Annotated in this window: 8 protein-coding genes; 4 read left to right on the top strand and 4 right to left on the bottom strand. The window is 61.6% G+C overall.

Annotated elements, in window-relative coordinates; all coding sequences use genetic code 11:
- Positions 1 to 229: 229 nt before the first annotated feature.
- Positions 230 to 595 carry a c-type cytochrome gene (locus tag ACMFWR_RS07165; RefSeq protein ID WP_413194313.1) on the bottom strand — a complete coding sequence of 122 codons (366 nt, stop codon included), beginning with the start codon at positions 593 to 595 and terminating at the stop codon, positions 230 to 232.
- A gap of 43 nt (positions 596 to 638) precedes the next feature.
- Positions 639 to 992: a c-type cytochrome gene (locus ACMFWR_RS07160; protein ID WP_413194312.1), complete on the bottom strand. Its 354-nt coding sequence runs from the start codon at positions 990 to 992 to the stop codon at positions 639 to 641.
- A 474-nt stretch (positions 993 to 1,466) separates the two neighbouring features.
- On the opposite strand from ACMFWR_RS07160, the gene ACMFWR_RS07155 reads away from it, so the two are divergent.
- The 4 genes from ACMFWR_RS07155 to ACMFWR_RS07140 all read left to right on the top strand — a co-directional run bounded on the left by ACMFWR_RS07155 (position 1,467) and on the right by ACMFWR_RS07140 (position 5,902).
- The gene (locus ACMFWR_RS07155) at positions 1,467 to 2,309 is read left to right on the top strand and encodes an AAA family ATPase (RefSeq protein WP_413194311.1); all 843 of its coding nucleotides are present in this window, start codon (positions 1,467 to 1,469) and stop codon (positions 2,307 to 2,309) included.
- A 25-nt stretch (positions 2,310 to 2,334) separates the two neighbouring features.
- Positions 2,335 to 3,519 (top strand): vWA domain-containing protein, encoded by a 1,185-nt coding sequence (locus tag ACMFWR_RS07150; RefSeq protein ID WP_413194310.1) that lies wholly within the window; start codon positions 2,335 to 2,337, stop codon positions 3,517 to 3,519.
- A 68-nt stretch (positions 3,520 to 3,587) separates the two neighbouring features.
- Positions 3,588 to 4,826 (top strand): benzoate/H(+) symporter BenE family transporter, encoded by a 1,239-nt coding sequence (locus ACMFWR_RS07145; protein ID WP_413194309.1) that lies wholly within the window; start codon positions 3,588 to 3,590, stop codon positions 4,824 to 4,826.
- A gap of 167 nt (positions 4,827 to 4,993) precedes the next feature.
- On the top strand, positions 4,994 to 5,902 hold the full coding sequence (locus ACMFWR_RS07140) for a hypothetical protein (RefSeq protein ID WP_413194308.1): 909 nt from the start codon (positions 4,994 to 4,996) through the stop codon (positions 5,900 to 5,902).
- A 133-nt stretch (positions 5,903 to 6,035) separates the two neighbouring features.
- Here the strand turns inward: ACMFWR_RS07140 and ACMFWR_RS07135 are convergent, their stop codons facing one another.
- Both ACMFWR_RS07135 and ACMFWR_RS07130 read right to left on the bottom strand, forming a co-directional pair.
- A complete protein-coding gene (locus tag ACMFWR_RS07135) occupies positions 6,036 to 8,690 on the bottom strand; it encodes a TonB-dependent receptor plug domain-containing protein (RefSeq protein WP_413194307.1) in 2,655 nt (884 codons plus the stop codon).
- 761 nt (positions 8,691 to 9,451) lie between these two features.
- Positions 9,452 to 12,112, bottom strand: a complete 2,661-nt coding sequence (locus tag ACMFWR_RS07130) for a TonB-dependent receptor (RefSeq protein ID WP_413194306.1) — start codon at positions 12,110 to 12,112, stop codon at positions 9,452 to 9,454.
- Positions 12,113 to 12,546 lie beyond the last annotated feature (434 nt).

Here is a 12,546-nt window from a genome sequence, read left to right as displayed (position 1 = left end):
GGATGCGGGGCGACGTCGATCGACCGCCCTTCGCCTCTGCAGCGCACGCGCGCGTCTCACAGCCGACCCATCCGCCGTTTCACGCGAATCACGGGACGAAAAAAAACCTCACGCCGCCAGGTATGAGGTTTTTTTTGATTCCGCGCAGTGCAGGCGTTCGAGCCGTCCCCGACGACCCGCGCGCCGCAGCCGTAAGCCTGTGCGGCCCCGGCTCCGCGCCGGCGAATCGTTACTTCTTCTGCACCAGATCGCCGGGCAGCGACTGGATATAGGCGGCGATATCGCGCAGGTCGCTTTCCGACAGGCCCTGAACCTGGGCTGCCATGATCGCGTTGTTGCGGCCGAACAGCGGGTTGCCGCCACCGACCTGATACGAACGCAGCGCGAAGAAAATGTAATCGTTGAACTGACCCGCGAGCTTCGGGTATTCCGGCGACACCGGGTTGTTCAGGGTCGCACCGTGGCATGCCGCGCAATTGTGGCTGCCGACCAGGTTCTTGCCGTTTTCGGCATCGGCCGCGTGCGCCCCCGCGCTGACGCCGGCCAGTCCGATCAACGCGGCCATGGCCGCGAGCTTGCTGATACGCTGATTCATGCGTGCTCCTGTCCGTGCTGGACGTATTCGTGTGCCGGGCCGGTCACTTGTTCGGGTTGTTCTGCGTTGCCGGAGTCTGCGCAGCGTAGTACGCGGCGATGTCGGCAATGTCCTGATCGGACAGCGACGCGGCGTTTGCGTGCATCGTCTGGAACTTGCGGTCGCCCTTCTTGTACTCCTGGAGCGCCGTTTCAAGATACCGGGCGTTCTGGCCACCGAGCTTCGGCACGCGGTACACCTCGGGATAGGCGGTCCGGTAGTCCGGGATGCCGTGACAGCCGATACACGCCGCTACCTTGCCTGCCCCGGCCTTCGCGTTGCCGACGACATCGGCCTGCGCGCCGGTCGAAGCCGCTGCGAGGGCAGCCAGCACGGCAATCGTCACTTGTATTTTCATAGCTTTATCAACCTGAGCGTTCGGGGGGACCCGGATGTCGGGGCGCCCGCAACGGGGCACCGGAGCGACGACCGGCGGCCGTGACTGTTCGAAATTATCGGCTCGCTGGCCAAAAAACCGGTGCATTGTAGCCTGCGGCCCGCGGGGTCGTCCACAGACTGAGGTCGTTCAGCCTTAGTGGGCGGGCAAACCCGGCTTTACGACGACAAGAGTCTTGACGGTGAACGCGCCGCGCGCATCACGGACTCGCCCACTCGCGTTAAATGGATAGCCGGTGGCGGAATCCGAACTCGGGAAGCCGGGCAGCCACCATGCGAAATGCAGCGCGTCAGGGCGTTCGTGCTCCAGTCCTCGAGCCCCGCACCGGACTCACCGGCCCGCATGCCGGCACCGAGGCCGCCCTCGATTCGCCTGCGAAACGCGCCAGGCCGACTGGACCTATACTGGGCCTTTCGACGCCACCGGTCCCCCGCCATGCGCTTTGAAGGTTCCTCCCAATATGTTGCGACCGACGACCTGCGCCTGGCCGTCAACGCCGCTGTCACGCTCGAACGCCCGCTGCTGATCAAGGGTGAGCCCGGCACGGGCAAGACGATGCTCGCCGAGGAAGTCGCGAGCGCGCTGAACATGCCGTTGCTTCAATGGCACATCAAGTCCACGACAAAAGCCCAGCAAGGTCTGTACGAGTACGACGCGGTCTCGCGCCTGCGCGATTCTCAGCTCGGCGACGAACGCGTGCGCGATATCCGCAACTACATCGTCAAGGGCGTGCTCTGGCAGGCGTTCGAAGCGGAGCAGCAAAGCGTGCTGCTGATCGACGAGATCGACAAGGCCGATATCGAATTCCCGAACGACCTGCTGCGCGAGCTCGACCGCATGGAGTTTTATGTGTACGAGACGCGCGAGCTGATCAAGGCGCGCCATCGCCCGCTCGTGATCATCACGTCGAACAATGAAAAGGAACTGCCCGACGCGTTCCTGCGCCGCTGCTTTTTCCACTACATCAAGTTTCCCGACGCCGCGACGATGCAGCAAATCGTCGACGTCCACTATCCCGGCATCAAGAAGTCTCTCGTGAGCGCCGCGCTCAACAACTTCTTCGAGCTGCGCAATGTACCGGGGCTCAAGAAGAAGCCTTCGACGTCGGAACTGCTCGACTGGCTCAAGCTGCTGCTCGCCGAAGACATCGGCCCCGAAGCGCTGCATAGCCAGGACCAGAAGCAGATCATGCCGCCGCTCGCCGGCGCGCTGCTCAAGAACGAGCAGGACATGCATTTGTTCGAACGGCTCGTGTTCATGAATCGAAGCAATCGGTAGCCACGAGCGTTGAAGGAGAACCGCGATGCTGATCGATTTTTTCTTTTCCCTTCGTAACGCGAAGCTGCCCGTGAGCGTCAAGGAATACCTGACGCTCGTCGGCGCGCTCGAGCGCGAGGTTATCGCACCGTCGATCGACGAGTTCTATTACCTCGCACGCCTCACGCTGATCAAGGACGAAAAGCATTACGACAAGTTCGATCAGGCGTTTGGCGCCTATTTCAACGGTGTCACATCACTGCTCGAAGCGGGCCTGGATGCTTCGGACATTCCGCTCGACTGGCTCAAGAAGCGTCTCGAACGCGAGCTGTCGCCTGAAGAGAAGGCGCAGATCGAGGCCATGGGCGGGCTCGACAAGCTGCTCGACCGCATGAAGGAATTGCTCGACGAGCAGAAAGAGCGTCACGAAGGCGGCAACAAGTGGATCGGCACGGGCGGCACTTCGCCGTTCGGGCACGGCGGCTACAACCCCGAAGGCATCCGGATCGGCGGCGAAGCGGGCGGCAATCGCTCGGCAGTGAAAGTCTGGAACGCACGTGCGTATCGTGACTATGACGACGACGTGGAACTCGGCACGCGCAATATCAAGGTCGCGCTGCGCCGCCTGCGGCGTTTCGCCCGTGAAGGCGCGGCCGACCAGCTCGATCTCGACGGCACGATCCGCAGCACGGCGGCCAACGCGGGCTGGCTCGATCTGCGCATGGTGCCGGAACGTCACAACACCGTGAAGGTGCTGATGTTGCTCGACGTCGGCGGGTCGATGGACGATCACATCAAACGCACGGAAGAACTGTTTTCCGCTGCCAAGACCGAGTTCAAGCACCTCGAGTTCTTCTACTTTCACAACTGCGTCTACGACTTTCTCTGGAAGCAGAACCGGCGACGCCATGCGGAACGCTTCCCGACCTGGGACGTCCTGCACAAGTACACGTCGGAGTACAAGCTGATCTTCGTCGGCGACGCCACGATGGGCCCCTACGAGATCCTGCAACCCGGCGGCTCGGTCGAATACAACAACGCCGAACCCGGCGCGATGTGGCTGAGCCGCTTCACCGAGCGCTTTCCGCACTACGTCTGGCTCAATCCCGAGCCCGAGCGCTTGTGGGAATACCGGCAGTCGGTATCGCTCGTGCGCCAGCTCATGGCGAACCGGATGTTCCCGATCACGATCAACGGACTTGAATCGGCGATGCGCCTGCTCAGCAAATAGGGACGTTAGAATCCGGACGTAGCGGTTGCCGTCCGGGCCGCGTTTCCTTCTGTTGCCGACCACGCCCTATGAACGCTGCACCGCCCGCCACGCCGTCCGACCCGAACAACCGTACCACCCGCGCCGACGCCGAGCCGCTGCCGCTGCGTCCTCTGCGCGACACGGCGCTGTCGTCGGTGGTCGCCGGCTTCGTGGCCATGATGACGGGCTACACGAGCTCGCTCGCGCTGATGTTCCAGGCCGGGCGCAATGCGCATCTGAGCGACGCACAAATCTCGTCGTGGATCTGGGCGCTGTCGATCGCGATGGCGCTGACGACGATTGTGCTGTCGCTGCGTTTTCGCGCACCGATCGTCGTCGCGTGGTCGACGCCCGGCGCCGCGCTGCTGATCACGAGTCTTGCGAATGTCCCCTATTCCGACGCGATCGGCGCCTTTGTCATCTGCGCGCTATTGCTGATCCTCGTCGGCGTAACCGGCGTCTTCGATACGGTGATGAAGCGCCTGCCCTCGTCTCTTGCCGCAGCGTTGCTCGCCGGCATTCTGTTCCGGATCGGCATCGGACTGTTCGGTGCGGCCGAACACGACACCGCGCTCGTGCTTGCGATGTTCTTCACGTATCTCGTGATCAAGCGGTTCGCGCCGCGCTATGCGATCGTCACGACCCTGCTGGTCGGTATTGCGGCCGCCGCGGCGCTGGGACAGCTGGATTTCAGCCACTTCAGTGTCGCCCTGGCCCGTCCGGTCTTTACGATGCCGACCTTCTCGGCGTCGGCTGCGATCAGCATCGGCATACCGCTGTTTATCGTCGCGATGGCCTCGCAGAACGTGCCGGGTCTCGCCGTGCTGCGCGCCGATGGCTATCAGACGCCGTCGTCGCCGCTGATCTGGTCCACGGGCATTGCGTCGCTGATTTTTGCGCCCTTCGGCTCGCACGGGGTCAACCTCGCGGCCATCACCGCGGCAATGTGCACGGGTCCCGATGCGCACCCTGACGCACGCAAGCGCTACACCGCTGCGGTCTGGTGCGGGATTTTCTATCTGATCGCCGGCACGCTCGGCGCGACGATTGCCGCGTTGTTCGCCGCGTTTCCGAAGACGCTTGTGGTCTCGATCGCCGCGCTTGCGCTGTTCGGTTCGATCATGAACGGCCTCGCCAACGCGATGTCCGATGCGCGTCAGCGCGAGCCCGCCTTGATCACCTTTATGGTCACGGCGTCCGGACTCACGTTGCTGTCGATCGGCTCCGCGTTCTGGGGGCTGGTCGCCGGGGTGGTGGCTTATGGCATTCTCGCCGCACGTCGATGAATCCTTTGGCATGCGACATCGTATCGAACGACCACGGCCCAGGAGGACTAGGGACGAATGACAGAATGAAAGAGACTGCCTGCTTCATGATTGACGCGCCCGAAGTGTGCCAGCGGGACACCTTTGGGGCAGCGAACTTCGAATCCACTCACTCCGGAGCGTGAGCGATGGCGATAGCAGACGTGCTCGATGGTTTGATGAAGACTCACGACGATGCACCCGAGGCCGCCGCAAGCCGGCTGCGCGTGCTCGCGACACAGGCGGTGCCGGCCGACCAGCTGGGCCGTTTCGGATGGCTCGTCAATCACGTGATCGGCGAGAAACAGGGGCGCTGGAAAGATGCGAACCTGCTGATCAGCGAGGCGATGCGGCCGCACGACGCCTTGCCGCTGCCCGCGCTGCGCAGCGGCGCGGTGGCCGCTCTCGTCTCGGGAGACTTGCTGCGCGCGAGCGCCATCGAATCGCGACTGGCTACGCAGCACCGGCTGCGTGCGATGGAAGCCACGATGGTTGTGCGCATGGCCGCGTTGAGCTTTCTCGTCACGGGTCCGCGCGCGCAAGAGGCTGCGCTCGGCATTCTGGGTGTCGTGCAGATCGTGGCCGGCTGGAACGCCGCTTCGCAGGCCGATGCCTCGCTCGCGAGCAGTCTGAACAATGCGGTGTCGAGCCTCATCGAACTCGACGACAAGGCCATTGCCTCTCCCGAAGTGCGCGACGCGATCGTCGAAGGCGCGCGTGCCGCACGCATTCTCTGGATGCGCGCCGGCGGCTGGACGCATCACGAACGCGCAGACTATCTGTGCGCACTGGCGGCCAACCGGCTCGGCCTGCATGATGAAGCACTCGAAGCCGCTGAACGCGGCCTGAAAATCATCGACGAAAACGGCGTGGAGGACGTGGATCGCGCGTTCCTGCTGCTCGAAACCGTGCGCGCGTATCGTGGGCTTGGCCGCGATAACGATGCGACGCGACACTTTTCGCTCGCCGACAAGCTCGCGAGCGCCTGGGACGACAAGGACACCATCGACTGGTACGCGAGCAAGTCCGCGGCCTTGCGCGCGCCGCAGCCCCAATAAAAAACGGCGGCGCCCGTCAAGGGTGCCGCCGCCAAATTCCCCTGTGTGAAGGGGAACAAGAGGAACATCGAATCCGCTGCCTTGCAGCCTGAAGACCTTCCGGTCCTCAGGTTGTTTGCGTCGGCAGCGTGGCTTACTTGAAGCGGTACGTCGCGCCGATCTGGAAGAAGCGGCCCAGGTTCGTGTACAGCGACTGGTCGTAGCCCGTCAGGTCGGGGTTGAGCGTCCAGACCGGATCGAACGGAGGCGCCTTGTCGAACAGGTTGTCGATGCCGGCGTAGATCGTCCAGTTCTTGAAGCCGCGATACGACGTGAACAGGTTGAACTGGCTGTACGACGCCACCGAACCCGTACCGCCGAGGCCGATCTGGTCCGCGATGATGTTGCTGTACGGACCCGTGTACTGCCACGTGAGCGTTGTCGTGAACTTCGCATAGTCCCAGGTCAGGCTCGTATTGCCCTTCCAGCGCGGGTTGCTGGCGCCGAACGGCTGGTTCAGCGCGCCGTTGTTGCCTGCGAAGTCCTGCGTGCCACCACCACCCGGCTGCGTCAGCTTGAAGTGCCACACGTAGGCCCAGTCGCCGGCCAGCGTGAACGTACCGAAGCCCGTCGACAGCGACTTGCGGAAGTCGAAGTCGAAGCCGTCGGTGTCCAGCGAACCGAGGTTCTGGAACTGCATGTTGATGTAGCGCAGCGAGCCGTCCGCATTGCGGATCACCGTGCTCGGATCGTTCGCATCGAGCAGGGCCTGCGGATCGGTCGTGCCGATCACACCGTCGATCTTGACCTTGTAGAACGCCGCACCGAAGTCCGTCGTCGAATCCGGCGAGAGCGCAAAGCCGATGTTGTAGTTCTTCGTGTGCTCAGGCTGCAGATTCGGGTTGCCCGCGTTGTATTCCGACGCGAAGATCGACTGGGCACCGCCCGGCGCATTCTTGTCCGACAGCGTCTGGTGGCTGATGAACGTCGCTTGCGAGTTTTCGACCGCCGTCGGTGCGCGGAAGCCACGGCCATACGACGCGTACGTCGTCAGCATGCTGACCGGCTGATAACGCAGCGCGAAGTTCGGCGAGAACGCACCGCCAAAGTCGCTGTAGTGGTCGTAACGGCCCGACTGCGTGAACGTCAGGTTCTTGATGAGGGGAATATCGAACTGGTAGTAGACCGCCGCGATATTGCGCTCGCCATCGACCGACTGAATCCGCGCAGGCGCCGTGATGCCCTGGTTCGCGAGTGTCGTCGGGTTGATGATGTCGGTTTCGTGGCGGAATTCCGTCCCCACACCGAAGCCCACGTCACCGGCCGGCAGCGTGAACAGGTTCGTCGTCGACGTCGTCGCCGTGACCGAGTCGAGCTTCGAGATCGCCGACTGGTTGTCGTCCTCGAACAGGCCGGCCGGGTAGACCGGGTTCGAGAAGTTCAGCGTGCCGTTCGCAAGCGCCGATTCCCAAGCGTTGACGTTCAGCGTGTTCTCGTACGTGCTCGACACCACGCTCTGCGAGTGGCCGTACTGGACATCCCAGTCCCAGTCGCCGAACTTCGGCACCGAGAACGAACCCTTGACGCCCGTCGAAGCCTTCCAGTACGTCGACACCGTGTCGACCGCGGTCTGGTCGTTCAGGAACGAGTAGTTGATCGGCGTGTCGACGCCGAACGGGTTGTACGGGTTGCCCGCGGGGACCGTGTTGTTCAGCGGCGTGAGCTGGCCCGGCACGAGGTTGAAGACGTTCGAGATGCCGGTCGCCGAAGCGATGCCGCTGTACTGAACCGTCTCGTTGCGGCTGACCCAGAAGTCCGCGTAAGCCTGGACGTCGTCCGTGACCTTGAACAGGCCGTGGATCTTCGCGTTGAGGCGCGTCGTTTCCGGGATCAGCGAGTAGTTGTGCTGGGTGTTGTAGTTACACACCGTCGAATCGCTCGTGCCGATCGCGCCCGGAGGGCACGGCGAAAGCGCTTGCGTGGTCGTCGGGCTCGTTTGCCAGAAATTCTGCTGGTTCGGACCCGTCGGCTGTGCCATCCCGCCCGGGAAGCGGCTGAAGTCCGAGCTGCTCGACATGTCGCGATCCGACAGGCGCGAGCCCGTGTCGCGGTAGTAACTCGCCGCGGCCGTGATGTTGTAGCGATCGGCGTTCAGGTCGCCGAAGCCGCCGAGAATGCCGAACGTACCCGTCGCATCGCCCGGGTGCTGGGCTTTGCCGAGGTCGCTCGTGATTTCGAGGCCGTGGTAGTTCTTCTTCGTGATGATGTTCACCACGCCGGCGATAGCGTCCGAGCCGTACTGCGACACCGCGCCCGTTTTGACGATGTCGATGTGGTCGACAATGTTCAGCGGGATCGTGTTGACGTCGAAGAACGTGTCGGTGAAGTTCACCGCGAGCGCGTAGTTCGCCACGCGCTGACCGTCGACGAGCACGAGCGTGTACTTCTCGCTCAGGCCGCGCAGCGCGATACCCGCACCGCCCGGCGCCGTGCCGTTCATGGTCGTTTGTCCCCAGCTGCTCGCGTCGTTGGCCGACGTGCCGCGCAGGAAGTCGCCCACCGTCGTGTAGCCGCTGTCCTCAATCTCTTTCGCCGACACCGACTGAACCGTCGTGTTGCCCGTCTTGTCGGCCTTCTTGATCAGCGAGCCTGTGATTTCGACGCGCTCGAGTTTCGTCGCGTCGGGGTTGGCCGTCCCCGCATCGGTCGGAGCCGTTTGTGCGAAGGCCACCGGAACGAATGCCGCGGACAGCAGCAGTTCGGCGCCCACGATCTTTTTAATGGCCGAAACCAGAACCTTTTGTTTCACTATTTCCCCTTCTCGCAAGTGGGCGGAGCCCAGGAATAATCGCCACACGCCACCGGTCGAGCGTCGCAGGCGACTACACGGGTGCAAATACACACGCTTGAATGCGCAATGCACTTATATTTGAAGTATTTGAATGGCTGGATTTTGTCCGCACACCCAAATGCTTACAGCAGCTGGCTATATGCAAATGGTGTGCCATTCAAATAAAACATTTTCACAGCATGATTTAATGATTTTGTAAGCAACCGCCTCCCCAACCAGCAAACGTACAGGATCCTTGCTGGGCGGTGGATTCAGGAAATCCCCGAGCATCGTGGCAAATCCCTTGCGGGCATTGACGCGGAAAGTATTTGAAAGGCTGTGTCACGCAAACCACAACAATACAGAATATTTCCTTAATCCCTAAGAAATAGATTGCAGATGGACTTTTGATTTGATTTGTAGACAGACGGGCAAAAACAGTGCAAGACGAATTTAAATTCGATATCACGGCACTTTAAAAGCTCATAACGGAGAAAATCGCACCATTCAAGAGCAAAATAATATCCGGGATATTTCTTTAAATCGATTTATGCAGATTGAATGCATAAATGCAGATACACCCATCGAATCAATTTTGTACATACAAAAGCAAAACGGCGACTCCCTCGCGGGAGCCGCCGTTGATGCTGCGAGACCAGTGCCCCGCCTCAGCGAGGCGGCGCAGTCAGACAGGCCGACGTCCGGCCACGATACTTCGTGGCGGACGACGTCAAGCCTGATTACTTCCAGCGATACGTTGCGCCGATCTGGAAGAAGCGGCCCACTTCGTTGTACAGCGACGCGTCGTAACCCGTCGTGTTCGCGTAGTACTGCCACACCGGGTCAGCCGGCGGATGGCGATCGAACAGGTTGTTGATACCGCCGTAGATCGTCCAGTTCTTGATGCCGCGGTACGTGGCGAACAGGTTGAACTGGCTATACGACGACACCGACGTGGCGTCCGAGATACCGACCGCGTTCGTGTACGGACCCGTGTAGTCCCACGACAGCGTCGTCGTGAACTTCGCGTAGTCCCACGACAGCGTCGTGTTGCCCTTCCAGCGCGGGAACGAAGCGCCGAACACCGTGTTGAGCGCGAGGTTGTTACCCGCGTACTCGGTCGTTGCGCCGCTGCCGTCTTCGATCTTGAAGTGGTAGACGTAAGCCCAGTCACCCGACAGCGTGAACGTACCGAATGCCGTCGGCAGACCTTGACGGAACGTGAACTCGAAGCCGTCGGTCGTCAGGCTGCCCTGGTTCGTGTACGACGTGTTGACGTACTTGATCGTGCCGTCCGAGTTACGCACGACTTGCGTCGGGTCGTTCTGCGCGACGATCGCGTTCGGATCGCCGTTCGAGATCACGTTGTCGATGACGATCTTGTAGTAATCGAAACCGATGTCGGTGTGCTCAGCCGGCGACAGCTGGAAGCCGAGGTTGTAGTTCTTCGTGCGTTCCGGTTGCAGGTTCGGATTGCCACGCGTGAGTTCCGTACGCGTTGCATCGACGTTGTCCGGATTCGGATCGAACGGGTCGTGCATCAGCTGAACCGAAGCCGTCGTCGATTGCGAGCTCTCGACCAGCGTCGGTGCGCGGAAGCCGCGGCTGTACGACGCGTACGCCGTCAACTGCTGAATCGGCTGATAGCGCAGGGCGAAGCGCGGCGAGAATGCGCCGCCGAAGTCGCCGTAATGGTCATACCGGCCCGACTGGCTGAACGTCAGGTTCTTGATCAGCGGAATGTCGAGCTGGTAGTACACCGCCGCGACATTGCGCTCGCCGTTGACGGTCTGGAACGCGCCAGGCGCGATCAGGCCCTGGCCTTGCAGCGTCGGGATGATGATCTCTTGCGCTTCGTGGCGGAATTCCGTGCCGATACCGAAGCCGACATCACCTGCGGGCAGCGTGAACAGATTCGGCGTCGACAACGTTGCAGTGACGGTATCGAGCTTCGAGATGTTCAGACCGTAGTCGTTGACGAACAGGCCATTCGTGCCGTTCGGCGTGTTGGCCGGGTTCGAGAAGTCGAAGCCGCCCGCGAGCAGGTTCTGCAACGCCGGCACGTACAGTTCGTTCGTGTACTCGGTGGCGACCGTGCTTTGCGAATGGCCGACGTCGACACCCCAATCCCAGTCGCCGAACTTCGGCGTCGAGAACGAGCCCTTGATACCGGTCGATGCCTTCCAGAACGTCGACGTCGTGTCAACGCCCGCCGGGGTGTCGGCGAACGTGTAGCGGATGCCCGTGTCGACGCCGAACGGGTTGTACGGGTTCGAGCCGAGCACGGTGTTGCCCACCGAAGCGAGCGACGACGTGGCCGGATCGTAGTGAACCGTCGACGCGCGCAGCGTGTTGTAGCCCTGCAGCAGCGACGTCGTATTGCGGCTCGCCCAGAGGTCGGCGTACGCCTGGATGTTGTCGTCGATCTTGTACGTGCCGTGGACCTTGCCGTTCCAGCGCTCGACCGCCGCTTGCGCCGAAATCGCGCTGGCGTTGTTCAGGCCGCAGTACGCGCCCATGTTCGTCGAGTTGTACGGGCACGGCGACAACGGCGTCGTGCTGCCGTCGGCGTTGATCCAGTTGATCTTCTGTGCGTTCTGCGTCGGCAGGGCCGAGCCGCCGTAGCGCGAGAAGTCTTCACTGGCCGTGAAGTCGCGGTCCGACAGCATGAAGCCGTTTTCTTTGTAGTAGCTGCCTGCGGCCGTGATGTTCCAGCCCTGGGTCGCGAAGTCGCCGATACCGCCGAGCACGCTGAAGCGCTCTTCGAAGCCGCCCGGATGCTGGGGCTTGCCGAGGTTCGCGTCGAGTTCGAGGCCGTGGTAGTTCTTCTTCGTGATGATGTTCACGACGCCGGCGATGGCGTCCGAACCGTACTGCGACACCGCGCCCGTCTTCACGATTTCAACGTGATCGACGATGTTCAGCGGCAGCGTGTTCAGGTCGAAGAAGCTGTCGGTGCCATTGACCGCGAGTGCATAGTTCGCCACGCGCTGGCCGTCAACCAGCACCAGCGTGTACTTTTCCGACAGACCGCGCAGGGCGATGCCCGCGCCGCCCGGGGCAAACGAGTTCGTGTTCGACTCACCCCAGCTGCTTGCCGAGTTGGCCGAGATGTCGTGCAGGAATTCGGCGACCGTCGAATAGCCCTGGTCTTCGATTTCCTTTGCGGTGACCTTCTGGACCTGGTTGTAACCGGTCTTGTCCGACTGCTTGATCAGCGAGCCCGTGACTTCGACGCGCTCGAGCTTCGTGGCGCCCTTGTCTTTCGCAGCCGGAGCAGCGTCGGTAGCGGGCGTGGCGGGTGCGCTTTGCGCAATGGCGACCGGGACGAGCACTGTCGAGAACAGCAGCTCCGCTCCCACGATCTTCTTGATGGCTGACACCAGGACCTTCTGTTTCACTTGTTCCCCTTGTGTTGCTGGCGGGTTGCGCCCGTTAGATGCCTGTCTAACGGAGGCACGGTCGGCTCCCGTCAGCAGCTGTGCGCCAGCGCCCGGCTCTTCGCCACGCAGCTGCGCCCTGTTTTTGTCTCCGAGCGCGATCCGATGGTGACGGCCACGCTCTCCTTACTGCGGGCCTACACATAGCAAGAGGTATGCCAATGTCAGATTGGACTTTTGTTCGAATTGCCTTACGGGTGGAATGTTTCGTAGTGAATGATTCAACGCAGCAATGCACTGTCATTCGGACTTTTTGTATTACAGGCCCCGATTTTATTTTTCAATAAATTACGAATTAAAAGATTTTAAGAATATCGATGACATTATTACGAAGGCTATTCGTAATTCATCTGCGGTGGCACGGGACGTCGAAGCTGAGCGTCGCGCAGAGAGGC

It is taken from the genome of Pararobbsia alpina (genome assembly GCF_965118125.1).
Lineage (GTDB): Bacteria > Pseudomonadota > Gammaproteobacteria > Burkholderiales > Burkholderiaceae > Pararobbsia > Pararobbsia alpina_A.
This window is presented reverse-complemented; position numbering and strand designations above follow the sequence as displayed.